At 71.0% G+C, this 25,839-nt stretch carries 26 protein-coding genes; 14 read left to right on the forward strand and 12 right to left on the reverse strand.

Features of this window, described 5'->3' with window-relative positions:
* Nucleotides 1–138: 138 nt before the first annotated feature.
* From OG446_RS28670 to OG446_RS28680, 3 genes are read left to right on the forward strand one after another with little or no spacing between them, the layout of a single operon-like run.
* Entirely contained in the window at nucleotides 139–1,002 is an 864-nt protein-coding gene (locus tag OG446_RS28670; protein ID WP_328896712.1) for an AraC family transcriptional regulator, read from the forward strand.
* A gap of 10 nt (nucleotides 1,003–1,012) precedes the next feature.
* Nucleotides 1,013–1,879: an AzlC family ABC transporter permease gene (locus OG446_RS28675; RefSeq protein WP_389261894.1), complete on the forward strand. Its 867-nt coding sequence runs from the start codon at nucleotides 1,013–1,015 to the stop codon at nucleotides 1,877–1,879.
* Entirely contained in the window at nucleotides 1,876–2,181 is a 306-nt protein-coding gene (locus tag OG446_RS28680; RefSeq protein WP_328896713.1) for an AzlD domain-containing protein, read from the forward strand. The genes OG446_RS28675 and OG446_RS28680 overlap by 4 nt, the downstream gene beginning before the upstream one ends.
* Nucleotides 2,182–2,587: 406 nt before the next feature.
* Here OG446_RS28680 and OG446_RS28685 read toward each other — a convergent pair whose 3' ends face one another.
* Nucleotides 2,588–3,502: a hypothetical protein gene (locus OG446_RS28685; RefSeq protein WP_328896714.1), complete on the reverse strand. Its 915-nt coding sequence runs from the start codon at nucleotides 3,500–3,502 to the stop codon at nucleotides 2,588–2,590.
* Between the two features lie 79 nt (nucleotides 3,503–3,581).
* Between OG446_RS28685 and OG446_RS28690 the strand changes: the two genes are divergently transcribed.
* From OG446_RS28690 to recX, 4 genes are all read left to right on the forward strand, one after another.
* Complete coding sequence (locus tag OG446_RS28690; RefSeq protein WP_326657487.1) at nucleotides 3,582–3,776, forward strand: DUF3046 domain-containing protein; 195 nt, start codon at nucleotides 3,582–3,584, stop codon at nucleotides 3,774–3,776.
* 184 nt (nucleotides 3,777–3,960) lie between these two features.
* Entirely contained in the window at nucleotides 3,961–5,130 is a 1,170-nt protein-coding gene (locus OG446_RS28695; RefSeq protein WP_328898443.1) for an AI-2E family transporter, read from the forward strand.
* 300 nt (nucleotides 5,131–5,430) lie between these two features.
* Complete coding sequence (gene recA, locus OG446_RS28700) at nucleotides 5,431–6,561, forward strand: recombinase RecA (protein WP_328896715.1); 1,131 nt, start codon at nucleotides 5,431–5,433, stop codon at nucleotides 6,559–6,561.
* A gap of 3 nt (nucleotides 6,562–6,564) precedes the next feature.
* Nucleotides 6,565–7,314, forward strand: coding sequence for a recombination regulator RecX (gene recX / locus OG446_RS28705; RefSeq protein ID WP_328896716.1), 750 nt, complete (start codon nucleotides 6,565–6,567; stop codon nucleotides 7,312–7,314).
* A gap of 128 nt (nucleotides 7,315–7,442) precedes the next feature.
* On the opposite strand, the gene OG446_RS28710 is transcribed toward recX, so the two are convergent.
* A complete protein-coding gene (locus OG446_RS28710; protein WP_328896717.1) occupies nucleotides 7,443–8,084 on the reverse strand; it encodes a DUF6197 family protein in 642 nt (213 codons plus the stop codon).
* A 441-nt stretch (nucleotides 8,085–8,525) separates the two neighbouring features.
* Between OG446_RS28710 and OG446_RS28715 the strand changes: the two genes are divergently transcribed.
* Together OG446_RS28715 and OG446_RS28720 are read left to right on the forward strand one after the other, a co-directional pair.
* Nucleotides 8,526–9,260: an ArsR/SmtB family transcription factor gene (locus OG446_RS28715; protein ID WP_328896718.1), complete on the forward strand. Its 735-nt coding sequence runs from the start codon at nucleotides 8,526–8,528 to the stop codon at nucleotides 9,258–9,260.
* Nucleotides 9,257–11,860, forward strand: a complete 2,604-nt coding sequence (locus tag OG446_RS28720; protein WP_328896719.1) for an FtsX-like permease family protein — start codon at nucleotides 9,257–9,259, stop codon at nucleotides 11,858–11,860. The genes OG446_RS28715 and OG446_RS28720 overlap by 4 nt, the downstream gene beginning before the upstream one ends.
* Before the next feature lie 68 nt (nucleotides 11,861–11,928).
* On the opposite strand, the gene OG446_RS28725 is transcribed toward OG446_RS28720, so the two are convergent.
* The 8 genes from OG446_RS28725 to OG446_RS28755 all read right to left on the reverse strand — a co-directional run bounded on the left by OG446_RS28725 (nucleotide 11,929) and on the right by OG446_RS28755 (nucleotide 18,267).
* On the reverse strand, nucleotides 11,929–12,339 hold the full coding sequence (locus tag OG446_RS28725) for a rhodanese-like domain-containing protein (RefSeq protein WP_328896720.1): 411 nt from the start codon (nucleotides 12,337–12,339) through the stop codon (nucleotides 11,929–11,931).
* Nucleotides 12,336–12,872: a cysteine dioxygenase gene (locus OG446_RS28730; protein ID WP_328896721.1), complete on the reverse strand. Its 537-nt coding sequence runs from the start codon at nucleotides 12,870–12,872 to the stop codon at nucleotides 12,336–12,338. Before OG446_RS28730 ends, OG446_RS28725 begins: the two co-directional genes overlap by 4 nt.
* A 74-nt stretch (nucleotides 12,873–12,946) precedes the next feature.
* Complete coding sequence (locus tag OG446_RS37235) at nucleotides 12,947–13,033, reverse strand: putative leader peptide (protein WP_311307652.1); 87 nt, start codon at nucleotides 13,031–13,033, stop codon at nucleotides 12,947–12,949.
* A 32-nt stretch (nucleotides 13,034–13,065) separates the two neighbouring features.
* Nucleotides 13,066–14,679, reverse strand: coding sequence for an FAD-dependent monooxygenase (locus OG446_RS28735; protein WP_328896722.1), 1,614 nt, complete (start codon nucleotides 14,677–14,679; stop codon nucleotides 13,066–13,068).
* A 239-nt stretch (nucleotides 14,680–14,918) separates the two neighbouring features.
* Nucleotides 14,919–15,830, reverse strand: a complete 912-nt coding sequence (locus OG446_RS28740) for an amino acid ABC transporter permease (RefSeq protein ID WP_328896723.1) — start codon at nucleotides 15,828–15,830, stop codon at nucleotides 14,919–14,921.
* Complete coding sequence (locus OG446_RS28745; protein WP_326657476.1) at nucleotides 15,827–16,492, reverse strand: amino acid ABC transporter permease; 666 nt, start codon at nucleotides 16,490–16,492, stop codon at nucleotides 15,827–15,829. The genes OG446_RS28740 and OG446_RS28745 overlap by 4 nt, the downstream gene beginning before the upstream one ends.
* Nucleotides 16,493–16,566: 74 nt before the next feature.
* Nucleotides 16,567–17,409, reverse strand: a complete 843-nt coding sequence (locus OG446_RS28750) for a glutamate ABC transporter substrate-binding protein (protein ID WP_328896724.1) — start codon at nucleotides 17,407–17,409, stop codon at nucleotides 16,567–16,569.
* A 69-nt stretch (nucleotides 17,410–17,478) separates the two neighbouring features.
* On the reverse strand, nucleotides 17,479–18,267 hold the full coding sequence (locus OG446_RS28755; protein ID WP_148021305.1) for an amino acid ABC transporter ATP-binding protein: 789 nt from the start codon (nucleotides 18,265–18,267) through the stop codon (nucleotides 17,479–17,481).
* A 317-nt stretch (nucleotides 18,268–18,584) separates the two neighbouring features.
* Here OG446_RS28755 and OG446_RS28760 point away from each other — a divergent pair, with 317 nt between their 5' ends.
* Nucleotides 18,585–19,277 (forward strand): response regulator transcription factor, encoded by a 693-nt coding sequence (locus OG446_RS28760; protein ID WP_328896725.1) that lies wholly within the window; start codon nucleotides 18,585–18,587, stop codon nucleotides 19,275–19,277.
* A gap of 16 nt (nucleotides 19,278–19,293) precedes the next feature.
* Nucleotides 19,294–20,688: a sensor histidine kinase gene (locus OG446_RS28765; RefSeq protein ID WP_328896726.1), complete on the forward strand. Its 1,395-nt coding sequence runs from the start codon at nucleotides 19,294–19,296 to the stop codon at nucleotides 20,686–20,688.
* Between the two features lie 93 nt (nucleotides 20,689–20,781).
* Here the strand turns inward: OG446_RS28765 and OG446_RS28770 are convergent, their stop codons facing one another.
* Nucleotides 20,782–21,780 (reverse strand): TAXI family TRAP transporter solute-binding subunit, encoded by a 999-nt coding sequence (locus OG446_RS28770; protein WP_328896727.1) that lies wholly within the window; start codon nucleotides 21,778–21,780, stop codon nucleotides 20,782–20,784.
* Nucleotides 21,781–21,915: 135 nt separating this feature from the next.
* On the opposite strand from OG446_RS28770, the gene miaB reads away from it, so the two are divergent.
* A complete protein-coding gene (gene miaB, locus OG446_RS28775) occupies nucleotides 21,916–23,436 on the forward strand; it encodes a tRNA (N6-isopentenyl adenosine(37)-C2)-methylthiotransferase MiaB (RefSeq protein WP_328896728.1) in 1,521 nt (506 codons plus the stop codon).
* Between the two features lie 57 nt (nucleotides 23,437–23,493).
* Nucleotides 23,494–24,216: a class III extradiol dioxygenase subunit B-like domain-containing protein gene (locus OG446_RS28780; RefSeq protein WP_328896729.1), complete on the forward strand. Its 723-nt coding sequence runs from the start codon at nucleotides 23,494–23,496 to the stop codon at nucleotides 24,214–24,216.
* Between the two features lie 81 nt (nucleotides 24,217–24,297).
* Here OG446_RS28780 and OG446_RS28785 read toward each other — a convergent pair whose 3' ends face one another.
* Nucleotides 24,298–24,561 carry an antitoxin gene (locus tag OG446_RS28785; protein WP_328896730.1) on the reverse strand — a complete coding sequence of 88 codons (264 nt, stop codon included), beginning with the start codon at nucleotides 24,559–24,561 and terminating at the stop codon, nucleotides 24,298–24,300.
* A 236-nt stretch (nucleotides 24,562–24,797) separates the two neighbouring features.
* Here OG446_RS28785 and miaA point away from each other — a divergent pair, with 236 nt between their 5' ends.
* On the forward strand, nucleotides 24,798–25,736 hold the full coding sequence (miaA, locus tag OG446_RS28790) for a tRNA (adenosine(37)-N6)-dimethylallyltransferase MiaA (RefSeq protein WP_328896731.1): 939 nt from the start codon (nucleotides 24,798–24,800) through the stop codon (nucleotides 25,734–25,736).
* Nucleotides 25,737–25,839 lie beyond the last annotated feature (103 nt).

Consider the following 25,839-nt stretch of genomic DNA (forward strand, 5'->3'; position numbering starts at 1 on the left):
CCCCATCGTGCACCCCGCCACTGACAACGGCCCCGGAAACGGACCCGCCGGGTCGCGTCCGCACTCGGATGAGGCGTGACGGCTGGGCCGGCCACGGGCCCGGGGCACCCGCAGCCCGCGGGCTGCGAGAATTCGAGCATGGCAGGAGCGACGGGACCGGAGGAGTGGGCGAGGCACTGGCAGTACGCGGAGCTGCCCGGCCTCGACCTGCTGCGCGCCCGCTACATCCGCCACACCTTCCCGCGCCACAGCCACGAGGGCTTTGTGTTCGGCGCCGTCACCCAGGGCGTCGAGGACGTCGAGCTGCCCGGTGGCACCGTCCACGCGGGGCCCGGCTCCGTCGTCATGATCAACCCTGAGGTGCCGCACACCGCAAGGGCGGGTGTTCCCGAGGGCTGGGCGTACACCACGCTCTATCCGTCCGCTCAGGCGGTCAACGCCATCGCGGCCGACATGACGAATCTCCGCGGCACCGTCGGTTTCACGGAGACCAGCGTGGCCGATCCCTACGCGGCGCGGCTCATCGGCGAGGTCCACCGGGCAGCGGAGGAGGGCAACGCGCTGGCGGCGGACAGCGTGCTGCGGGTCCTGGTCACGCGTCTGCTCACCCGGCACGGCAGCGTCCTGCCCACTCCGGTGCCCGGGGCGGCCGGCGCCCGGAACGCGGCGCGGGCCCGGGCCGTACTGGAGAGCAGGATGTCGCAGCCGCCCACCCTGGAGGCACTGGCCGCCGAACTCGGCACGAGTCCGTTCGCCCTGCTCCGGGCCTTCAAGAAGCAGTACGGGATGCCGCCGCACACCTGGCTCACCGACGCGCGCGTCCGCCGCGCGCGACGGATGCTCGACGCGGGCACGGCCCCCGCCGCGGCTGCCGCAGCGGTCGGCTTCACCGACCAGCCGCATCTCAACCGTCATTTCACCCGGATCGTGGGTGTGCCCCCCGGCGCCTACCAGCGGGAACGTGCAAGAACGTACAAGACCGGTCGCGAAGTGCCCGGGTAGCGTCCCGCTCGTGGCAGAACAGACAGCACCCCCTGAGAACGTCGTCGGCCCGCCCGGCGCCGGCGCCATCACAGCCGAGGCCAAGCCGGACGCGGCCGTCGTACGTGACGCACTCGGCGTCGGCATAGCCGTCGGCCTCTCCGGCTTCGCCTTCGGCGTCACGGCGGCCGGGTCAGGCTTGAGCCTGCTGCAGATCTGCGCGCTCAGCCTCCTCGTCTTCACCGGCGCCTCCCAGTTCGCCCTGGTGGGCGCCCTGGCCGCCGGGGGCAACCCGTACACCGCGGCTGCCGGTGCCTTCTTTCTCGGCGTGCGCAATTCCTTCTACGGCTTGCGGCTGTCGCAGCTGCTCGCGCTCCCGGGCGCCCTGCGTCCCCTCGCCGCCCAGTGGGTCATCGACGAGACGACCGCCGTGACGCTGCCCCAGCCCACCCGGCGCGCCGCCCGGATCGGTTTCACCGTCACCGGACTCACGATCTACGTGCTGTGGAACGTCACCACGCTGGTCGGCGCGCTCGGTGCCGAGGCGCTCGGCGACACCGCCGCCTGGGGGCTGGACGCGGCAGGTCCTGCCGCCTTCCTCGCCCTGCTTGCACCGATGCTGAAGAGCACGACGGAGCGGGTCACCGCCGCGCTCGCCGTCGTGCTCGCGCTCGGCCTGCTGCCCGTTCTGCCCGCAGGAGTGCCCGTACTGCTGGCCGCGCTCGCGGCGCCGGCCGTCCTCTTCCTGATGGGCCGCGACAAGACCGGGCTGATGGGCCGCGACAAGACAGGAAGCCCGGATGAACCGGCCGGGACGGCCGGGCAGGGGCAGGAAGCGGAGAGGGCCGCCGCGCAGACCGGGGAGCCGAGCACCACCACGCAGGAGGACGGCCGATGAACGTCTGGATCGCCATCGCACTCACCGCCCTCGGCTGTTATCTCGCCAAGCTCCTGGGCCTTCTGGTGCCGGCCGGCGCCCTGGAACGTCCCGTCGTGCAGCGCCTGGCCGCTCTGCTTCCGGTGGCCCTGCTGGCTGCCCTGACCGCGCAGCAGGCGTTCGGCACCGGCCAGCACCTGGTGCTCGACGCCAGGGGCGCCGGGCTTGCCGCCGCGGCCCTCGCCTTCGTGCTGCGTGCGCCCTTCCTCGTGGTCGTGGGCGTGGCCGTGGCCGTCACCGCCGGAGTGCGCGCCCTCGGCTGACCGTGCGTACGACAGCCCGGGACGGGTAAGGGGCTCGGTCCAGGCCGTGACCGCCGTGTCCGGAGCCGGCTTGAGGCGCGCCGGGTTCTGGTCGTACCAGCCGCCACCGATTCCGTACGACGTACGACGAACTCCGGCTTGTCGTAGGCCGGATGCAGAGAGGGCTTCGACAGCAGAAGCTCCGGCGGCACCCGCACGTCGTGCACCACCGTGTCGAGGCGGTGGCCCGCGTACAGGCAGGGCCCTGGTCTGGTGGCACAGCGGGTCCAGGAGACGCGCGGTGGCGTCGAGCGCCCGATGGACCCGGTCCCTGCCTGCGATCCGGCACGCCGTGCCCGGAAGCAGGAGGACGGCCACGGCAGTGTGTGAGAGCCCGGGGCGGGAGGCGGCCGCCGGTGCCCGGGGGTCAGCCCAGACAGCGCCCGTACGCCCGAAGTGTCTGCAGGGCTCTGAGCGTGACCAGCGGTCGCCCCTCCAGGGCGGTTCCCGGGGCCCACTGCCGCCACGTCACCGGCCACCCGCCGTCCGGCTGCTGCGCGGCTGCCAGATGATCCAGCGCTCGATCCATCTCCGCGTCGGTGAACCAGCGCCGGGCGAGAGACTCCGGCGCGCGGGCGTAGTCGTACGGAAAGTGCTGCTCACCCGGTGCGTACCCGGGCGCCACGGGGTACTCCGCGCGCCGCTCCGGGTCCAGGGTGGCGAGCCGCTGCTCGCGCACCAGACGTCCGAGCCGGTCGGCCGCGGCCTCGGCCCGCGGACGGTCCGGCGCACCGTCGAGGAAGGCGACCGCGGCCTCGACCTCGTAGGGATGCGACACCTCCAGGGCGTCGACGGCGGCCCAGCAGAAGTCCGTGGCCCGGAACAGCCAGGCGTGCCACACCGAATTGCGGTGGAGCAGCCCGACGACGGGCCCGGTGACCAGCAGCTCGGCCGGTGGATCGTCGACGACCGGGATGAACGGCGCGGCCGGGTAGCCGCGTTGCGAGGGGAGCAGAGCGGGTAAGGCGCCCTCCTTGGTGGACACGGCGGTCAGGAATCGGCAGATCCGTTCCACCCGGAGCCCGCCGCAGCGATCGATGGAGTCGAGGACGCTCAGCGCGTGTGCCGTGTGGAGCGGCTGACTCACGGGACCTCGCAGATCGGGTTCGAGCGCGTGACCGTATCCGCCGTCCTCGTTGAGGAAGGCGGCGAGCGCTGTTTCCACGGCGTCCGCACTTCCTTTCAGGAAGTGATGGGCGAACCGCCGCTGTTCCAGGACGCGGGCCGTGAGCCAGATGAACTGCTCGGCACGGTTGAGGGGACTTGTTCCGGTTCCAGCCATGCACCGACCGTAGGACGGCAAGCGCTCTCGGCAAGGCCGGGCGGCCAGGCTGCACTCTCAGGAGCGGGATACTGGGGGCATGCGGTTGACGATTTTCTGGGAACGGATGGCGGACCACTTCGGCGCGGGGTACGCCGACTCCTTCGCGCGCGACCATGTGATGGCCGAGCTCGGCGGGCGCACCGTGTGGCAGGCGCTGGACGCGGGCTGGGAGGCCAAGGACGTCTGGCGTGGGGTGTGCACGGCCGTGGACGTGCCCGCGGACAAGCGCTGAAGCACGATCCGAGCCGGTACGGCGGCCTGGCCGGAGCCGGGGCGCGCGACCGCGTGCCCGCGCAGTAGGCGAGACTTGCTCCGTGGCACCGACAGACGAGACCGCTCAGACCCAGCCGCCCCTCGACCCGCCCGTCCCGCCGGCCGCGCCACCGCCCCCGCAGTCCGGCGCCGGGCGCGCCCGCATGCCGGGCTGGCTGCCGCGTGCCATGGTCCTGGCACTGGCGCTCTACGCCTGTTTCCGGCTCGGCAGCTGGGCCTTCGACCAGCTCATCGGTCTGTTGATCAATGTGCTGATCGCCTTCTTCCTGGCACTCGCGATCGAACCCGCGGTGAGCCGGATGTCGGCCCGCGGCGTACGACGGGGCTTCGCCACCTTCCTGGTCTTCCTCGGCGTGCTGATCGCCGGCGCCGGCTTCGTCGTGCTGCTCAGCTCGATGCTCGCGGGCCAGATCGTCGACATGGTGGAGGACTTCCCGAAGTACCTCGACTCGGTGATCAACTGGGTCAACCAGACCTTCCGCACCGAGCTCTCCCGTGTCGAGGTGCAGGACAGCCTGCTGCACTCCGACTGGTTGCAGAAGTACGTCCAGAACAGTGCGAGCGGTGTCCTCGACGTGTCCACCACGGTCCTCGGCGGCCTGTTCCGGCTGCTGACGATCTTCCTGTTCTCGTTCTACTTCGCGGCCGACGGCCCCCGGCTGCGCCGCGCGCTGTGCTCCGTCCTCCCGCCGTCCCGCCAGGCCGAGGTGCTGCGGGCCTGGGAGATCGCGGTCGACAAGACGGGCGGGTACCTCTACTCGCGCGGGCTGATGGCGCTCGTCTCCGGAGTCGCGCACTACATCCTGCTGCTGGCCCTGGGAGTGCCGTACGCGCCGGTGCTCGCGGTGTGGGTGGGACTCGTCTCGCAGTTCATCCCCACGATCGGTACGTATCTGGCAGGGGCCCTGCCGATGCTGATCGCGTTCACCGTCGACCCCTGGTACGCGCTGTGGGTCCTCGGCTTCGTGGTGGTCTACCAGCAGTTCGAGAACTACGTGCTGCAGCCCAAGCTGACCTCGAAGACCGTGGACATCCATCCCGCGGTCGCCTTCGGCTCGGTCATCGCGGGCACGGCCCTGATGGGCGCGGTCGGTGCGCTGATCGCCATTCCGGCCGTCGCCACGCTGCAGGCATTCCTCGGCGCCTACGTGAAGCGCTACGACGTCACGGACGACCCCCGGGTGCACGGACGCCATCAGTGGCGGCGCGGTGAACCGGTGGCCGTGCGGCTGCGCCGGATCTGGCACGCCCCCGAGGCCGAGGACGGCCAGGGGGAGGGTGACGAGCCTCAGGACCCGCAGCCTCGTTCCTGAGGCTCGGCGTTCCTCCGGTTCACATTGCCCATGAACACCTCAATTGCGGCGTGGTGTCGCGTTGGTGATCTTTTCCCCTGAATGCCCGACTTCGCGGCGCTATCCTGAGGGCGAGCCGGTGCGGCGTGGTGCGCTTGACACCAAAATCGAACATCCATTCTCATGGGATTCCGGCCGGGTTTTCCCGGGCTCGACCGTGGAGTTGTCCACAGGCCGGGAGGACGTCGAGGCCCATTGTCAGTGGCAGGGGTTAGCGTCTTTGACGTGAAGCGATCGACTCAAGCAAATCGGGTGGAACCCATGGCAGGAACCGACCGCGAGAAGGCGTTGGACGCCGCACTCGCACAGATTGAACGGCAATTCGGCAAGGGCGCGGTGATGCGCCTGGGCGAGCGGCCGAACGAGCCCATCGAGGTGATTCCCACCGGGTCGACCGCGCTGGACGTGGCGCTCGGCGTCGGCGGTCTGCCGCGCGGCCGTGTGGTGGAGGTGTACGGGCCGGAGTCCTCCGGTAAGACGACGCTGACACTGCACGCCGTGGCGAACGCGCAGAAGCTCGGCGGCCAGGTGGCGTTCATCGACGCGGAGCACGCGCTCGACCCGGAGTACGCCAAGAAGCTCGGCGTCGACATCGACAACCTCATCCTGTCCCAGCCGGACAACGGTGAGCAGGCCCTCGAGATCGTGGACATGCTGGTCCGCTCGGGTGCGCTCGACCTGATCGTCATCGACTCCGTCGCGGCCCTCGTGCCGCGCGCGGAGATCGAGGGCGAGATGGGTGACTCGCACGTGGGTCTGCAGGCCCGCCTCATGAGCCAGGCGCTGCGGAAGATCACCAGTGCGCTCAACCAGTCCAAGACCACCGCGATCTTCATCAACCAGCTGCGCGAGAAGATCGGTGTGATGTTCGGCTCGCCGGAGACCACCACCGGTGGCCGGGCGCTGAAGTTCTACGCCTCGGTGCGCCTGGACATCCGGCGCATCGAGACGCTGAAGGACGGCACCGACGCGGTCGGTAACCGTACCCGCGTCAAGGTCGTCAAGAACAAGGTCGCGCCGCCGTTCAAGCAGGCCGAGTTCGACATCCTCTACGGCCAGGGCATCAGCCGCGAGGGCGGCCTGATCGACATGGGCGTGGAGCACGGCTTCGTCCGCAAGGCCGGCGCCTGGTACACGTACGAGGGCGACCAGCTCGGCCAGGGCAAGGAGAACGCCCGCAACTTCCTCAAGGACAACCCCGACCTCGCCAACGAGATCGAGAAGAAGATCCTCGAGAAGCTGGGCGTCGGAGTCCGGCCCGAGGCCGAGTCCGCCGAACCCGGTGCGGACGCGGCAGGCGCGGCGACGGCTCCGGCCGACGGCGCGGCGAAGTCGGTGCCCGCTCCGGCCGGCAAGACCAAGCCGGCCAAGACGGCGGCGGCCAAGAGCTAGACCGTGACGCGTCGTACGGAGTGGCCGGGCAGCGCCGCCGATTCCGGTACGGGCCCCGGCCCCGAATTCGCCGCCGCGCGATCGGCCGGATCCGATCATGAGTCCGATGTCTCCCACGGGCCGGCCGCCAGAGCCGGCCGTGGGAGAAACGCGGCCTCGGGCACCGGATTCGGTGAGGGAGCGGGGCGCCGTTCCCGTTCCCGGTCCAGGGACGGCGGTTCCCCCTCCTCGTCGAGGGCCGAGAAGGGGGAACCGCTGGACCCGGTCGAGCAGGCGCGCAACATCTGCCTGCGACTGCTCACCGGGACCCCGCGCACGCGCAAGCAGCTCGCGGACGCTCTGCGCAAGCGGGAGATCCCGGACGAGGCGGCCGAAGAGGTGCTGTCGCGCTTCGAGGACGTCGGGCTGATCGACGATGCCGCGTTCGCCGGTGCCTGGGTGGAATCGCGGCACCACGGACGCGGGCTGGCCCGCCGCGCGCTCGTCCGTGAGCTGCGGACCAAGGGGGTGGACTCCGCCGTGATCGACGAGGCCGTAGGTCAGCTCGACTCCGAGCAGGAGGAGGAGACGGCGCGTGAGCTCGTCGCTCGCAAGCTCCGGTCGACCCGGGGCCTGGAGCGCGACAAGCGGCTTCGCCGTCTTGCGGGCATGCTCGCCCGCAAGGGGTACGGGGAGGGCATGGCCCTGCGCGTAGTGCGCCGGGCGCTGGAGGAAGAGGGCGAGGACACGGAAGGGCTGGACGAACCTTTCTGAACGGCATCGTTAGCGGTATCGGTAACGGTGGCATCAAGGGTGACGGCGGTGTCGACGGCGGTGGCGTCGGCGGCAACAGCAAGAGCAGCGGCATCCGTTGAGCCGGTGCGCCGTTGTCTCCCGTGCAGTTACTGCCCGGCGCGGGCCGCGCGGCTGATGGCGGCGTCGATCAGGGCGAGGGCGTCTGCGGCGGTGCGCCCCGGGTAGCGGTTCCACGGACCGATGAGCCCCGTCCATCCCTGGGCACGAAGCTCGGAGATGAGCCAGGCACCGGCCCGGTCGACGGTGTGCGCCGATCCGTAGCCCAGCCGGTGTGCCGTGAGCATGGCGCCGCAGATACAGCGGGCGCCCCGGGCGTTGCGGAGCCGGTACGGGGTGTTCTGCCAGCCCCATTCGGTCAGGATCTGACGGGCATGGGCGAGATGGACGGAGGGCCGCACCTCCGGCTGTCCGATGCGCCGCCAGGCGTGGAGCCGGTCGGGCAGCACCGCACCGAGACGCCCGGGGAGGGGCCGCTCGCGCGGCAGGGCCGCGGGCAGCGCGCGCACCGTATCGGCGATGAGCTGATCCACCGGTACGGACAGCAGATCGCGCCAGTCGTCCGACGGAGCGGGACGGTTCTGCTCGGCACCGGGTGAGACGGGTCCCGGCGGTTCGGGGACGGTGAGGTCCCAGCCCGTGACGATCTGCTGCCAGGCCTCCGTGTCATGGAGGCGAGCGGCCTGGGCGTCGAGTTCGTCGGGCGTGAGGGCGGTGGCGGTGGTCGGCATGGGTGCGGGCTCCCCGTCGTAGCGGTGGCGAAGCGGTACCGCGGCGGCGGGATGGTGATGCCGTGGCGGACCTCGCCGTTGAGGCGAATGTCCGTCCGGTCCGCGGTTCGCTCCACCGGAGCGAGGCCATACGGGTGTGTCGCAACGCATTTCGGGGATGGCGAGCGGCCGGCCGGGCCCGCCGGCGTGTGCCTGGGCGCGGTGAAACGGGAGGCGCTGAACGGGGAGTCCGGCAAGGGAAGCGCGGCGGGCGGGGAAGAGCGGCGCGGGAGCAGCCCGGCGGGAGGGGAACCCCCGGCGGGAGGGGAACCCCCGGCGGGAGAGGAAGGCCGGCGGGAGGGGAACCCCCGGCACGGGGAGCAGCACGGGGGAAAACCCCCCTACGAAGACGCCGGAACACTCCAGTGCACAGACATCTGTGCACAGAGCAGTGTGTGACGCATGCCAGAGAAGCCCGGCGGTACCGAGATCACCGAGCTGGCCGCCCTCAAGGCCCTCGCCCAGCCGCGACGCCAGCAGATCCTTCAGCACCTCACCCTGCACGGTCCCGCGACATCCGCGATCCTCGCCCGTGCCCTGGGACTGAACACCGGGGCCACCAGCTACCACCTGCGCGAACTGGCCCGGTACGGCTTCGTCACCGACACCGTGCCGCAGGCGCCGGGCGGGGGCCGGGCACGATGGTGGCGGGCCGTGCCCGGTGACCGCAGGTTCCCGCCTCCGTCCCGCCGGACACCCGGGATGCGGCTCGTCATGGACGAGCTGAACCGTCACGCGTACGCCGCGGACCTCGCACTTTTCGAGCGGCTCCAGCGCGAGAGCGGGGCCGCCGGGGCTTCCGGAGACGGCGCGGCGCCCGACGAGTGGGCCGACGCGCACGCGTACTCACGTGGCTCGCTGCGGCTCACCCTGCCCGAGCTCCAGCAGTTCTTCGAGGAGTACATCGCCCTCATGAACCGCTACAAGCGCCCCGAAGCGGAGACGCCGCCGGGCGCCCGCACGGTCCACACCCGGCTGCTGGCCTTCCCGGCGCCGGGCGAGGACGGCCATGACCTGAGGTCGGGCGAGCACGGCCATGACCCGGCGCCGGGCGAAGACGGCCATGACCCCCGTGGCGTCCATGCGCCCCGTGGCGCCCGCACGGACGACAACGGAAGAGAGACGGACGCATCATGATGCTGCGCTATGCCCTGCGCACGGTCCGCGACCGCAGAGGAGGATTCCTCAGCGCGCTGTTGGCACTCATGTGCGCCGCAGCCCTCGTCACCGCCTGCGGCACCCTTCTGGAGACCGGCCTGCGCGGACGGATCGCCACCGAGCGCTACGCCGCGAGCCCGGTCGTCGTCTCCGCCGACCAGAACGTCCACCGGACCACCGTCAAGCACAAGGGCAACGGGAAGACGAAGGTCAAGCACAAGGCCAAGCCCGTTGCCGAGCGTGCCTGGCTGCCCGTCACCACCGCCGACCGGCTCCGTACCCTGGAGGGTGTACGAGCGGTCGTCCCCGAACTGACCTTCCTCGCCGAGCCGTTGTCGGTGGTCCGCTCTCCGCGTGCGGGGAACGGGAGCGGCGGCACGTCCTCCCTGCCCGCGCGCGCCGGAAGCGGCGACACGCCCTCGTACGGACACTCCTGGGAGTCCGCCCCCCTCACCCCGTTCGCCCTCACCGCCGGCCGCGCCCCCGCCTCGTCCGGCGACGTGGTGATCGACCGGGGCCTCGCCGAACGGACCGGCCTGACCACCGGGGACCGGCTCACCGTGCAGTCCACGCAGGCTCCCCGCACGTACCGTGTCAGCGGAATCGCCGCCCCGCGCGGACCCGGCGAACTGCGGCAGCAGACCTCGCTGTTCTTCTCCGCGGCGGAGGCCGAACGCCTTGCCGCCCGCCCGGGCCAGGTCTCCGCCCTGGGCGTGCTGCCCGCAACCGGTACGGACACCGACCGGCTGAAACAACGGATCGAGCAGGCACTCGACGGCACCGGCGCCCAGGTCTCGGCGGGGGACGAACGCGGCCAGGTCGAGTTCCTGGATGCGGCCGGCGCGAGGGTCAAGCTGGTCTCGATGGGCGGCGCCATGGGCGGAACCTCGCTGCTGGTCGCGGTGCTCGTGGTCGTCGGGACCTTCGCACTCTCCATCCAGCAACGCCAACGCGAACTCGCGCTGCTGCGTACGATCGCCGCCACGTCGCGGCAGATCCGCCGCCTGCTCGGCCGGGAGGCACTGCTGGTGGGTGCCGTCGCCGGGGTCTTGGGGGCCCTTGCCGGTCTGCCGCTGGCCACCTGGCTGCACAGTCGATTCATCGACATGGGCGTGGTCCCGGCGACGCTGGAGCGGACGGCCGGAATCCTTCCTGCCGGTGCCGCACTCGCCGTCACCCTCCTCGGTGCCTGGGCCGCAGCCCGCATCTCCGGCCGTCGCATCGCCCGTCTCCGCCCCGCCGAGGCCATGGCCGAGTCCGCGGTCGAGCGCCGCCGCCCCGCCCGGGGGCGAATCGCCGCCGGTCTGGTCCTGCTCATCGGCGGCGGGGTGCTCGTCGCGGTGCTGAGCATCCTGCACACCGAGGCCGCCTCGACCCCGGTCACCTTCCTGGCCGTGGTGGTGCTGGCCACGGCGGTGTCGCTGCTCGGCCCCCTCTTGGTCCGGGCTGCCGCGTTCCTCCTGGCGGGCGTGAACCGGACGGCCGGACACGTCGGCGTCCTGGCCACGGCGAACATCCGCGGGAACTCCACCCGGATGGCCTCCGTCGTCACCCCGCTCACCCTGCTCATCGGCATGACCTGCACGGTTCTCTTCGTCCAGCCGACCCTCGGCGACGCCGCCCTGGCCCAGGCCCGTGAGGGCACCCGCGCCACCTGGGTGCTGGGCGCGCAGGGCCCCGGTGTGCCGTCGGCAGCCGCCGAGGCCGTGCGCGGGACGCCCGGAGTCACCGCCGCCACGGAGGTGGTCCGCACCACCGTCCGGGTCGGGCTCGCCAAGTACCAGGCCCAGGGAGTCACCACAGCGGGTCTCGCCCGCACCTGGGACCCCGGCGTGACGAGCGGTTCGATCGCCGCGTTCACTGCGGACGCCCGCTCCGCCGCCATCAGTGAACTGGCCGCCGGTCAACTGGGCCTGCGCCCCGGCAGCGAACTGAAGCTGCACCTGGGCGACGGCACCCCCGCCACCCTCACGGTCGCGGCCGTCTACCGTCGCGGGCTGGGCTTCGGCGACCTGACGCTTCCGCACGACCTGCTCGCCCGGCACATGGACAATCCACTCGCCGCGACCGTCCTGGTCGCAGGGAACGCGAGCCGCGGCGAACTGACGGCCGCTCTGGGGAGGTTCCCGGGCGTCGCCGTCGTCGCGCCCGAGACCGCCGACCGGCTCCAGGCAGACCGTCAGCAGGAGAACGCCGAGGTCAACCTGCTGGCCATGGGGCTCGTGCTGGCCTTCACCGCCATCGCCGTCGTCAACACGCTCGCCATGTCGGTCTCCGAGCGGCTCAAGGAGTTCGCGCTCCTGAGACTGGCCGGGGCGACGCGCCGTCAGGTGCTGCGGATGCTCCGCATCGAGACCCTGTCGGTCCTGGCCGTCGCCGCTGCCCTCGGCACGGGTATCGCGCTGGCCGTACTGACCGCCTTCAGCATCGGCATGACGGGCAGCGCCGCGCCCACCGTGGTCCCGTTGGTGTACGCGACGGTGGTGGGCGCCGCGGCCGTGCTCGCCCTGGTCGCCACGGCGTTGCCGGGCAGGCTGACACTGAAGGCCCGCCCGGTGGAGGCCGTCACGAGCCGATGACCGATGGCCCCGGGCACGGCGGGGGTTCCCACGCCGTGCCCGGCTGCCGAGCGCGGCGGGGCTCCCGGTCACACCTCGACGGGGAGCCCCGCCGCGCGCCAGGCCTGGAAGCCGCCGACCAGGTCCGTCGCCCGGTACAGCCCGAGCCGGTGCAGCGACTCGGCGGCGAGGCTCGACGCGTACCCCTCGTTGCAGATCACCACCACACGCAAGCCGTGGCTCACGGCCTCCGCCGCGCGATGGCTTCCCCGCGGGTCCAGCCGCCATTCCAGCTCGTTGCGTTCGACGACCAGGGCCCCCGGGATCAGCCCGTCCCGCGCCCGCAGCTCCGCGTAGCGGATGTCCACGAGCAGCGCGCCGTCCTCGGCGGCCGCCTTCGCCTCCTGCGGTCCGAGCCGCTCGTATCCGGCCCGCACCCGCTCCAGCAGCTGGTCGATGCCGGGCGGGGTGTCGCCGCCGTCGTGCCGATCGTCGCTCACTGCCAGTCCTCCGGGCGTTCGGTCTGCTCAAGGCGGAGCACCGCGCCGGTGCGGCTGTAGCGCCGGATCTGCGGCAGTGGCGGGTAGTACGCGTGGACGGAAACGGCGTGCTCCGTGGCGGACTCGTTCAGCACCTCGTGGACGTGGTGCCGGCCGAAGGCCTTGCCCTGACCCGCCGTCAACTCCCTTGACCGGTCGATGTCCTCGGTCAGTTCCAGGGTCTTCCAGCCGTCGGTGGGCAGCCGTGCCGCGAGTGAGTGCTCCTTCAGCGTGCCGGCCGCGGTGAGGAAGGCGCCGATCGAGTCGGCGTGGTCGTGCCAGCCGGTGCCGGTGCCGGGTGGCCAGCCGATCAGCCAGGCCTCGCTGCCCCCGGGCCCGTCGAGCCGGATCCAGGTGCGGCCCTCGGGGTCGAGGGGGAGCGAGGCGATGAGTGCGGTGTCGGCGGCGGTACGTCGGACGAAGTCGAGCAGTTCCGCGGCGGTCGGGCCGGAGGCCGTACGTACGGGCACGACAGGGGAGGGAGAGGCAGACACGGGGACCGTCCTGAGAGTTCGCGTGGATGCTCCTGCCGCACGTCACCGCGCGCGGCGGAGCAGGAGGAGGCGATTCAGCAGGACGGGCGACACACGCAGCCCGCATAGCGGAGCAGGTCCATATGGACCCTCCGCCACAGGCGCACATCGGTGTCGGTCATGTTCCGGAGTAGACCATGTGCGCCTGCGTCGGTCAATTGACGTCTGCGGTCCGGTCGGAGCGTACGGAGGTGAGGGCCGCGCCGCCGCGCGCCGCGTCCGCCGCCGCGAGGAGCTCCGCCGGCCGGACGCCGCCGAACGACTCCACGAGATGGCCGTCCGGCCTGATCAGCAGCACGGTGTGCGCCGACGCACCCGGGTAGCTCTCGGCGACCAGCAACTCGGCCTTCACCGGGAGGCCGTCGACCGTCTCGACGAGCCGGGGCATGACTCCGGCCCGCATCCAGTGCCGCCGGTCCCAGACGCCCGTGCCCGGTGCGACGAGCAGCACCAGCAGATGCCCCTGCCCCAGCCGCTCCCGGAGCCGTACGGGCGTTCCGTCAGGCGCGGTGACCCGCACATCGGCGACCGGCGCACCGGGGGGCGTACCCACCGATGTGTGCGCCTCCGCGCGTGGGGGCGCAAGGGGGGAGTGGGAGTAGGACGGGGGCGCACCGAGTGGCCCGCACCCCAGATGGCCGTCGGTGAGCAGCGAGTCGTGCCCCCGTGCGCTCCCCGGGACCAGGGTCCGCAGACCTCCGCCGCCCCGCAGTATCGGCAGCGACTGGTCGGCGGCGCGCAGCCGCGAGGCGACCGCGGCCCGTCGCTCGGCCTGGTAGCTGTCGAGGAGCACCTCGGACGCGCCGTGATGCCAGGCCAGCGCCAGCTTCCACGCCAGGTTCTCGGCGTCCCGCAGCCCTTCGTCGAGCCCCTGGGTGCCCAGGGCGCCCAGCAGATGCGCGGCGTCCCCGGCCAGGAACGCCCGCTTCACCCGCCACCGCCGGGCGAGCCGGTGATGGAGCGTGTACACGCCGGTGTCCAGCAGTTCGTACGGGGGTGTCTCGCCGCACCAGCCCTCCAGGGTGTCCCGGACCCGGGTGACCAGGGCATCCGGCGTGACGAGCTCACCGCGCGGCGGCAGCAGCCAGTCCAGCCGCCAGACCCCGTCCGGCAGCGGCCGCGCCGTGACCTCGGCGCCGCCGGTGCGCCAGGGCGGCAACCGGTGCAGTACGGCTTCGCCGGGCCAGGGCAGCTCGGTGCGCAGCGCGGCGACGGCATGCCGCTCCACCGCCGTACGCCCGGGAAACCGGATGTCGAGGAGCTTGCGGACGGTGGACCGGGCCCCGTCGCAGCCGACCAGATAACTCCCTCGCCACCAGGTCGAACCGGGCTCCCGGGTGTGCACCGTGACACCGTCGGCGTCCTGCTCCAGCGTGTCGATCCGGCTGAGCCGCGCCGTCTGCACGAGTTCCTGCGCGGCCACCGCGTCCCGCAGCCCCCGCACCAGCGCGTGCTGCGGGACATGGACGGGAGCGGCAGGCAGGTCGCCGGCGGGGGAGCCCTCGCCGAGCGACAGCTTCCGTACGACCTGCCGGCGCCGCACGGACCGCCAGCCGGTCCAGCGAAGGCCCTCGTCCTGGAGCGTCTTGCATCCCAGCCGTTCCACCAGGCCGGCGGTGTCCTCACGGAGCACGACCGTGCGGGCCGGACGTGTCTCGTCCTTGCCCGGGTCCTCGTCGAGGAGCACGGAGGGCACACCCTGCGCCGCGAGGGCGAGCGACAGCACCAGGCCCACGGGCCCGGCGCCGACGACGATCACCGGGTCCACGGCGCGGCCCCCGGAACACCTGTGGTCGGACGCGAGGAGGCGCACGAGCGGAGGGAGGAAGCCTGGACGGCTCCTGAGGCGGAGGGCGGCGTCGAAGGAGATGCGGCGGCGGAGGCTCGGGGCGCGATCACAGAACGTATGCAACCTACTGGGGGTGCGTGCGTCAAGTGACACCGGAACGCGGCGAGGGGCGGTGGCAGATGCGCCACCGCCCCTCACGGGCATTCACCGACGTACCGTCAGACGGCGCGATTCCCATCGATTTTGAGCGACGGCGCATCGATCGTCTCCAGGTCGCCCCCGGGGCCGGTACCCACGATGGCGCCCGTGCTCTTCTTCCCGCGCCGGAGGCGCTGCTCCAGCCAGCTCGCGAACGAGGTGAGGGCGAAGTTCACCGCGAGGTAGATCACGGCGATGATCGTGAAGCACGCGATGGTGTTCGCGCCGTAGTTCGCGGCCATCGGCCGGACCGAGGCCAGCAGCTCCGGGAAGCTGAGCACCGCGCCACCGAGGGCGGTGTCCTTCACGATCACCACGATCTGGCTGACGATCGCGGGCAGCATGGCGGTGACCGCCTGCGGCAGCAGCACGAAGACCATGGTCTGGCCCTTGCGCATACCGATCGCCTTGGCCGCGTCCGTCTGTCCCGACGGGAGCGTCAGGATGCCGGCCCGCACGATCTCGGCGAGCACCGAGGCGTTGTAGAGCACCAGCCCCGTGATCACGGCGTAGAGCAGGCGGGTGTCCGGAGCGAGGTCGGTGTACTCGAAGTACGCCTGGTTCGCGATGAGCATCAGGATCAGGACCGGAATGGCCCGGAAGAACTCCACGACCACACCGGATGGTCCACGCATCCACCGGTGGTCCGAGAGCCGGCCGATTCCGAAGAGGGCACCCAGCGGAAGTGCGATGATCAGCGCGAAGAATGCCGCCTTGAGCGTGTTCTGGAGCCCGGGCCAGATGTACGTCTCCCACGGCTGGGAGCTGGTGAAGAACGGCTTCCACTTGATCCAGTCGAGCTGGTGCTTGGAGGCGAGACCGTCGTACACCCACCAGACCACGGCCGCCGCGCCCAGCACGAACAGCACGGTGTAGAGGATGTTCCGACGCTTGGCGCGGGGCCCCTGGGCGTCGTAGAGGACCGAGGTCATCGCTTCACCGCCACCTTCTTGCTCACCCAGCCGAGGATGAGGCCGGTCGGGAGGGTCAGAACGATGAAGCCGAACGCGAAGACGGCCGAGATCAGAAGCAGCTGCGCCTCGTTCTCGATCATCTTCTTCATCAGGTAGGAGGCCTCCGCCACCCCGATCGCGGAAGCGACCGTGGTGTTCTTCGTCAGCGCGATCAGCACGTTGGAGAGCGGATTGACGACCGAGCGGAAGGCCTGCGGGAGAATGATCAGCCGCAGTACCTGGGTGAAGCTCAGACCGAGGGCGCGTGCGGCCTCGGCCTGGCCGACAGGCACCGTGTTGATGCCGGACCGCAGGGCCTCGCACACGAACGCGGCGGTGTAGGCGCTCAGGGCGAGCACCGCGAGCCGGAAGTTGATCCCCGTGAAACCGTCGGCGCCGAGCTTGACGCCGAGCGTGGAGAACAGACCCAGCGACGCGAAGAGAATGATCACGGTCAACGGAATGTTCCGGACCACGTTCACGTAGCCGGTCGAGAAACCGCGCATCAGGGGGACCGGGCTGACCTTCATGCCGGCCAGCAGCGTTCCCCATATGAGGGAGCCGAGGGCGGAGTAGACGGTGAGTTGCACCGTCACCCAGAAGGCCCCCAGCAGGTCGTAACCATCAAGAAAGTCGAACACGATCTCCCGCGCTTCCACGTGTAGAAGGGCACGGCGCGCCGCCCTCAGTGGCGGCGCGCCCGGTCAGCCCTGCTTCACTTGACGACGTTGCCGATCTTCGGAGCGTCCTCGTTCTTGTAGCCCGCCGGGCCGAAGTTGGCGTCCACGGCCTTCTTCCACGAACCGTCCGAGACCATCTTGGTCAACGCGTCGTTGATCTTCTTCTTGAGGTCGGCGTCGCCCTTCTTCAGGCCGATGCCGTAGTTCTCGTTGGTCATCTTGAAGCCGGCCAGCTTGAACTTGCCCTTGTTGGCGTCCTGCGAGGCATAGCCGGCCAGGATGCTGTCATCGGTGGTCAGCGCGTCGACAGCCTTGTTCTCCAGGCCGGTCAGGCACTCCGAGTAGCCGCCGTACTCCTGGAGGTCCGCCTTCGGGGCCAGCTTGTCGTGGACGTTCTGCGCCGAGGTCGAGCCCGTGACCGAGCAGAGCTTCTTGTTGTTCAGGTCCTCCGGCGCCTTGATGGAGGTGTCATCCGCGCGGACCAGGATGTCCTGGTGGGCGAGGAGGTACGGACCCGCGAAGTCGACCTTCTTCAGCCGCTCGTCGTTGATCGAGTAGGAGGCGGCGATGAACTTCACGTCACCGCGCTCGATCGACGTCTCGCGGTCGGCGCTCTTGGTCTCCTTGAACTCGATGTCCTTGGCGTCGTAGCCCAGTTCCTTGGCTACGTACGTGGCGACATCGACGTCGAAGCCGGTGTACTTGCCGTCCGGGGTCTTCAGCCCGATACCCGGTTGGTCGATCTTGATACCGATCGTGATCTTCTTGCCGCCGCCCGAACCGGACGCGTCGTCCTTGTCGTCGGAACCACAAGCGGTGGCGGTCAGGGCGAGGGCGAGCACGGCGGCCGAGGCGGCGGTGACCTTACGAAGCTGCATGGTGAAATTCCCTAGAGTTGACGCGATGTGAGTGATCGGCCGGTCCGGAGACCGGCGCCGAAGGCTCCATCAGTGGTGAAGGATCTTCGACAGGAAGTCCTTGGCCCGGTCACTGCGCGGGTTGCTGAAGAACTGGTCGGGCGTGGCCTCTTCGACGATCTTTCCGTCCGCCATGAAGACGACCCGGTTCGCCGCGGAGCGGGCGAAGCCCATCTCGTGGGTGACGACGACCATGGTCATGCCGTCGCGGGCGAGCTGCTGCATGACCTCCAGCACCTCGTTGATCATCTCCGGGTCGAGCGCGGAGGTCGGCTCGTCGAAGAGCATGACCTTCGGGTCCATCGCCAACGCCCGCGCGATCGCCACACGTTGCTGCTGGCCACCGGAGAGCTGGGAGGGGTACTTGTCGGCCTGGGTTCCGACGCCCACCCGGTCGAGCAGGGAACGCGCCTTGTCCTCGGCAGCCTTCTTGTCCGTCTTGCGGACCTTGAGCTGGCCGAGCGTCACGTTCTCGAGCACTGTCTTGTGCGCGAAGAGATTGAACGACTGGAAGACCATGCCGACATCGGCACGCAGCCTCGCCAGCTCCTTGCCCTCCGCGGGCAACGGCTTTCCGTCGATCGAGATCGCGCCCGAGTCGATCGTCTCCAAGCGGTTGATCGTGCGGCACAGCGTGGACTTCCCGGACCCGGAGGGCCCGATGACGACCACGACCTCGCCACGGGCGATCGTCAGGTCGATGTCCTGGAGCACATGCAGCGCGCCGAAGTGCTTGTTGACGTTGCTCAGCACGACCAGGTCGCCGCCGGGCGCGGGTGCAGCGTCCTCGGCGCCCTTGGTCACTGAAACTCCGCTCATCGGCTTCTTGCTCCGTCCTCCTCGGTTGGGAAGGACCTTAGTGACGCAGTGCGACCAGCGTCATTACATCTGAGCGGAAATTGAGCATAACGATCCGGCTGCAACCGGACACTCCGTGTGAACGGGGCGCCTTTCAGTGCCCCGGGGCGTACCGGGTGCATAACGGAAACCTGGATGCAACAGGCGGGCACTTGACTGGCCCCCCGTCATCGGGGTGGATGCTCTGGTACACCCTGACGTGAAACGCCCCGGTACGGGGAAGTAACGGGAGGGGTACGCGACCGTACCGACACCGAGTGGGAAGGAAAAGGGGGGCCATGAGACTGCTGCTCGTCGAGGACGACAACCACGTCGCCGCCGCCCTGTCCGCGATCCTCACCCGGCACGGTTTTCAGGTCGTGCACGCCCGCAGCGGCGAGGAGGCCCTCCAGGCGCTCCTGCCCACCGAGACGGAACCCTTCGGTGTCGTACTCCTCGACCTCGGCCTGCCCGACCAGGACGGCTACGAGGTCTGCGGGAAGATCCGCAAGCGCAGTTCCGTCCCCGTGATCATGGTGACCGCGCGGGCCGACGTCCGCTCACGGATCCACGGCCTCAACCTCGGCGCCGACGACTACGTGACCAAGCCGTACGACACCGGCGAACTCCTCGCCCGTATCCACGCCGTCAGCAGGCGCAAGACGGGCCCCGAGGACACCGCGCCCACGCCCGTGGCCGCGCTGCGCCTGGGACATGTGCACATCGAGCTGCCGACCCGCCGGGTCAGCGTCGACGGGAGCGAGGTCCAGCTCACCCGCAAGGAGTTCGACCTCCTTGCGCTGCTCGCCCAGCGGCCCGGCGTGGTGTTCCGCCGTGAACAGATCATCAGCGAGGTGTGGCGTACGAGCTGGGAGGGCACGGGCCGCACCCTGGAGGTGCACGTCGCCTCCCTGCGCTCCAAGCTGCGGCTGCCCGCCCTGATCGAGACCGTGCGCGGGGTCGGCTACCGCCTCGTCGCGCCGGCCGCGTAGAGGGCGCACGTTCCCGTTGCGTACCCGGCTGCTTCCGCTGCTCATCGTCCTCATGGCGGGCGTCCTGCTCGCCCTCGGCTTCCCGCTGGCCGTCAGTGTGGCGGCGGCCAGGCAACAGGGCGTCGTGATCGACCGCATCGACGACACGGCACGCTTCGCCGCACTCGCCCAGTTCATCACCGAACGCACCAGCGGCTACGACGAACGGCGCCGCACGCTCCAGGGCGAGCTGGAGACGTACGACTCCGTCTACGGCATCAGGGCCGGTGTCTTCTACCGCGACGACACCGCCATGGCCAAGGCGCCCGCGTCCTGGCGGCTGCCCGACGAGGGCGAGGGCCGTGAGGCGTTCAAGGAGGCGCTGCTCGGCCGTCGCAGCCACGACCCGCCCCAGGTCTGGCCCTGGCAGGACGGCCGGGTGGTCGTCGCCTCACCCGTCGTGCGGGACGGCGACGTGATCGCCGTCGTCGTGATCGACTCGCCCACCGACCAGATGCGCGCCGCCACACTCCGCGGCTGGCTGGTGATCGCCGCGGGGGAGGTCATCGCGATGCTGGTGGCCGTGGGCGCCGCGAACCGGCTCACCGGCTGGGTGCTGCTCCCCGTGCGGACACTCGACGCCGCCGCCCACGACATCGCCGTCGGGCGCATGCGGTCCCGGGTGGCGGCCTCCGGCGGGCCCCCGGAACTCAGGCGTCTGGCCCGTTCGTTCAACGAGATGGCCGACAACGTCGAGGACGTGCTGGAGCAGCAGCGCGCCTTCGTGGCCGACGCCTCGCACCAGTTGCGCAATCCCCTGGCCGCCCTGCTGCTGCGGATCGAACTGCTCGCTCTCGAACTCCCCGAGGGCAACGAGGAGATCGCCTCCGTGCGTACGGAGGGCAAGCGCCTCGGCCAGGTGCTCGACGATCTGCTCGACCTGGCGCTGGCCGAGCACACCGGCGCCGATCTGCAGCTCACGGACATCGGCGCCCTCAGTGCCGAACGGGTCGCTTCCTGGAGGCCGGTGGCCGAGGAGAGGGGCGTACGGCTGCGGGCGGACGGCATGGGAGCCGTCACCGCCTGGGCGGACCCCATCGCCCTGTCCAGCGCACTCGACGCGATCATCGACAACGCCCTCAAGTTCACCCCGCGGGACGAGGAGGTCCGGGTCACGGTCGCCTCCGACAGCGCGTGCGTCACCGTCGTCGTCGCGGACGGCGGACCGGGACTCACCGAGCAGGAGATGGAGCGCGTGGGCGACCGGTTCTGGCGCAGTTCCCAGCATCAGAACGTACGAGGATCGGGGCTCGGCCTCTCCATCTCCAAGGCCCTCCTCGCCGCGAGCGACGGCTCACTGTCCTGCACGCGGAACGAACCTCACGGGCTCCGTGTGACGGTCTCGGTCCCGCGCACCGGGCCGCAGGGCTGAGCAGCCCTCACCGGAGGGCGGTAGGGCCGAGAAGCCCTCACCGGAAGGGCAGCAGGGCCGAGAAGTCCTCACCCGGAGCCAGTCCGGAGTCGGTCAGGGCTTCACCGAGCGGTAGTAGCGCTTGGCCCCTTCGTGCAGCGGCAGCGGATCCGTGTAGATCGCCGTCCGCAGGTCCACCAGCTGCGCGGCGTGCACCTCACGGCCGATCCGGTCCCTGCTGTCGATCACGGTGCGCGTGAACGCCTCCGTCATCGCGGCGCTGGTGCGGTCCGTGGTCACCAGCACGTTGGCGACCGCGACGGTGGGAACGGCCTGTCCCTGCTGGGCGTCGCGGTAGGCGTCGGCCGGCATCACGGCCGAGCGGTAGAAGCGGGTGGACCCGCCGGCCGCCTGGAGCTGCCTGATGAGCGGGTCCTCCAGCGGAACCAGCCGGATCGAGAACCGGGCGGAGAGATCCGCGACCGCGGTGGTCGGCAGCCCGCCGGACCAGAAGAACGCGTCCAGCCGGCCGTCCTCCAGCAGCTTCGGCATCGTGTCGATGCCCGCGGGCACGGCCGTCACGTCCGCGACGGGATCCAGGCCCGCCGCCGTCATCAGCCGGTCGGCGACCAGCCGCACGCCCGAGCCCGGCTGTCCGACCGCGACCGTCTTGCCCCGCAGATCCGCGACCTTGCGGATGTCCGAGCCCCGCTCCACGACCAGCTGTATGTAGTCGTCGTACAGGCGGACACAGCCGCGCAGCCGGTCGGCGCCCGGCTTGCGGTCCCGGAGATAGGTGGCGACGGCGTCGGTGGTCGCGATGGTGAAGTCGGCCTTGCCCGTCGCCACCCGGGCGATGTTCTGCTGCGAGCCCTCGCTGGTCTGGAGCTGTATCGACACCTCGGGAAGGTCCTTGGCGAGCGCGCCCTCCAGCCGCTCGCCGTAGCGCTGGTAGACGCCGCTGCGCACTCCCGTGCTGAACGTCAGCGTCCCGTTCGGCGCCGGATCCCCGAGGGGGAGCAGCCACCAGAGCAGCAGTCCGAGCACGACGACGAGGGCGGCGCCCGCCCGTAGTGAGCGACGCCGGCCGATTCGGGACAGAGCCGGGAGCATGGCGGCGATCCTGCCAGGTGGTTCCCGGCCCTGGCCAGGGGTGCCGTCGGATCTCACAGCCCGCTGCGGCACCCGGTGCGCGGTCCGCGGGCCGCCCGCGGCGGGAGGTGTCCGTGCAGCGCCTACCCTTGTCGCATGAGCAGCGGCAACCGGAGCGAAGCAGTGGACGTCAGAAAAAGCTATGAGGTGCGCACCTACGGGTGCCAGATGAACGTCCACGACTCCGAGCGGTTGTCGGGTCTGCTGGAGGACGCCGGCTACGTACGGGCGCCCGAGGGATCCGACGGCGACGCCGATGTCGTCGTCTTCAACACCTGCGCGGTGCGGGAGAACGCCGACAACAAGCTCTACGGCAACCTCGGCCGGCTCGCCCCGATGAAGACGAAGCGCCCCGGGATGCAGATCGCGGTCGGCGGCTGCCTCGCGCAGAAGGACCGCGACACGATCGTCCAGCGGGCCCCCTGGGTCGACGTGGTCTTCGGTACGCACAACATCGGCAAGCTGCCCGTGCTGCTGGAGCGCGCCCGGATCCAGGAGGAGGCGCAGATCGAGATCGCCGAGTCCCTGGAGGCGTTCCCCTCGACGCTGCCCACCCGCCGCGAGTCCGCGTACGCCGCGTGGGTCTCGATCTCGGTCGGCTGCAACAACACCTGCACCTTCTGCATCGTCCCGGCGCTGCGCGGCAAGGAGAAGGACCGCCGGACCGGCGACATCCTCGCCGAGATCGAGGCCCTGGTCGCCGAGGGCGTCTCCGAGATCACCCTGCTCGGCCAGAACGTGAACGCGTACGGCTCCGACATCGGCGACCGCGAGGCCTTCTCCAAGCTGCTGCGGGCCTGCGGGCGGATCGAGGGACTGGAGCGGGTCCGCTTCACCTCGCCGCACCCGCGCGACTTCACCGACGACGTGATCGCGGCCATGGCCGAGACGCCGAACGTGATGCCGCAGCTGCACATGCCCATGCAGTCGGGCTCGGACACGATCCTGAAGGCGATGCGGCGCTCGTACCGGCAGGAACGCTTCCTCGGCATCATCGACAAGGTGCGCGCCGCGATGCCGGACGCCGCGATCTCCACCGACATCATCGTCGGCTTCCCGGGGGAGACCGAGGAGGACTTCGAGCAGACCATGCACGCGGTCCGCGAGGCGCGCTTCGCCAACGCCTTCACCTTCCAGTACTCCAAGCGCCCCGGAACCCCCGCCGCCGACATGGAAGGGCAGATCCCCAAGGAGGTCGTCCAGGAGCGGTACATGCGCCTGTCCGTCCTCCAGGAGGAGATCTCCTGGTCGGAGAACAAGAAGCAGGTCGGCCGCACCCTGGACGTCATGGTCGCGGAGGGCGAGGGCCGCAAGGACGGCGCGACCCACCGCCTGTCCGGCCGCGCTCCCGACAACCGCCTGGTCCACTTCACCAAGCCGGACGAGGACGTGCGGCCCGGCGACGTGGTGACCGTCGAGATCAGCTACGCCGCCCCGCACCACCTGCTGGCCGAGGGCGCGCCCCTCGGGGTGCGGCGGACCCGTTCGGGGGACGCCTGGGAGAAGCGGACCGCCGCCGCGGCCGCCAAGCCGGCCGGTGTCATGCTGGGCCTGCCGGGGATCGGCGCCCCGGCGCCGCTGCCCGCCGCCTCGGCACCGGGCTGCGGCTGCGACTGACGGCGCGGGTACGATCCCCGCGCGGCATGCCCGCGGCGGGCCAGTACGCTGCCCCTCATGCTTGTCGCCGCCGCAGTCTGCCCCTGCCCGCCGCTGCTGGTCCCCGAGGTCGCCGCCGGTGCCGCGCCCGAGCTCGATGGAGCGAGGACCGCGTGCACCGACGCCCTGGGGGTGCTCGCGGCCTCCCGGCCCGATCTGCTGATCGTGATCGGTCCGGCCGGCATCGAGGGCCGCGGCACGCACCCGGAAGGGGCCACGGGCGGCTTCCAGGAGTTCGGTGTGGACCTCGACGTACGGCTGGGGCGAGCCGGTGACACGGGCGGCGTCGCCGAGCGTCGGCTCCCGCCGTCGCTCGCGGTCGGCGCGTGGCTGCTGTCCCGCACCGGCGGATGGGCGGGCACCCCGGTCGAGGCGCTCGGTGTGGGGGAGCCGCTGGAGACCGCCCGCTGCGCGGAGACGGGGCGTGCCCTGGCCGCTCGCGCGGACCGGGTCGCGCTGCTGGTGATGGGTGACGGCAGTGCCTGCCGGACCGTGAAGTCGCCCGGCTACCTGGACGAGCGCGCCGCCGGGTTCGACGCGGAGGCCGCGCGGGCGCTGGGGGCGGCGGACACGGGGGCGCTGATCGCGCTGGACGAGGCGCTGGCGTACGAACTCAAGGCTGCGGGACGCGCGCCCTGGCAGGTGCTTGCCGGGGCGGCAGAGGGGGCCGGCCTGGACGGGCGGCTGCTCTACGACGACGCGCCGTACGGCGTGGGCTACATGGTCGCGGCCTGGGCCTGACGCTCTCCCTGAGCCAGGAGGGCACGACGGCCGTGGAGCGATACCGCTCCACGGCCGTCGTGCCCTCCTGGCTGCCCGGTGTCAGGAAGCCGGCGGCGGCGGGGTGCTGCCCGAGGTGGGCGGCGTACCGCCCCCGTCCTTCTGGGCCAGCTTGTCCACCGCTCCCTTGGCCTTCTGCGTGCCGGACACGATCTTGTCGCTGTACTTGCCCTTGGTCTTCGCGTCCACCGCCCGCGCGGCCTTGTCGAGCCCTTGGTCGATCTTGCCCCCGTGCTGCTGCGCGAGGTCACTCACCTTGTCCTTCGCAGGGCTCAGCTTCGCCTTCAAATTGTCCATGAAGCCCATCGGACACCTTCTCTGCTGGGGGCTGCGTGCGTGTGCTCTCTCCGGTCCCGATACCCGCCGCGCCGCCCCGTACTCCCGGCCGCGGTATCGGCTGCCTCGGGGGACAAACGGCAGAACCATGAGAAACCACCCATATGTAGACACCATTTTACTTGGCGGCGCGTGACGACGCGCACACCGCATGGTCCGTTCCTCGCTCATTCGGGAACGGGCCCGAGGTTTGCGAGACTGTGGCAGTGAGAAGTCCAGCTCCCGCACCGCGGGTCATCGCCGTCGTCGGTCCCACCGCAGCCGGAAAGTCCGACCTGGGGGTGTTCCTCGCTCAGCAGCTCGGGGGCGAAGTGGTCAATGCCGACTCCATGCAGCTCTACCGGGGCATGGACATCGGCACCGCCAAACTGACACCCGCCGAGCGCGGCTCCGTGCCCCACCGGCTGCTGGACATCTGGGACGTCACCGAGACCGCCAGCGTGGCGGAGTACCAGCGCCTGGCCCGCGCCGAGATCGACCGGCTGCTCGCCGAGGGCCGCACGCCCGTCCTGGTCGGCGGCTCCGGTCTGTACGTGAAGGGCGCGATCGACGCCCTGGAGTTCCCCGGTACGGACCCCGGCGTCCGCGCCGCCCTGGAGGAGGAGCTGGCCGAGCACGGCTCGGGCGCTCTGCACGCACGGCTGGCCGCGGCCGACCCGGAGGCGGGCCGCGCCATTCTGCCGAGCAACGGCCGGCGCATCGTGCGGGCCCTGGAGGTCATCGAGATCACCGGCAAACCGTTCACCGCCAACCTTCCCGGTAACGATGCGGTCTACGACGCCGTCCAGATCGGCGTCGACGTGGCCCGCCCCGAACTCGACGAGCGCATTGCCGTACGCGTCGACATGATGTGGGAGGCCGGGCTCGTGGACGAGGTGCGCGACCTGGAGGCGCGCGGGCTGCGCGAGGGACGCACCGCCTCCCGGGCGCTCGGCTACCAGCAGGTGCTCACCGCCCTGGCCGGGGAATGCACGGAGGACGATGCGCGCACCGAGACCGTGCGCGCCACCAAACGTTTCGCGCGCCGCCAGGACTCCTGGTTCCGCCGCGACCCGCGCGTCCAGTGGCTGAACGGTGCCGCGGAGCACCGGGGGGAACTGCCGGGCCGGGCGCTGGCATTGGTCGAACGAGCGGTTACAGGCTGACGGCGTGACGAGGGCGCGACGAGGGCGCGACGGTGGCGCAGGAACTCCGCCTGTGCCGCATCGACCCAGACGGTCCACCCGCACCGGGGAACCGACTGCGCCG

Origin of the sequence: Streptomyces sp. NBC_00236, assembly GCF_036195045.1 — a bacterium.
GTDB lineage: Bacteria > Actinomycetota > Actinomycetes > Streptomycetales > Streptomycetaceae > Streptomyces.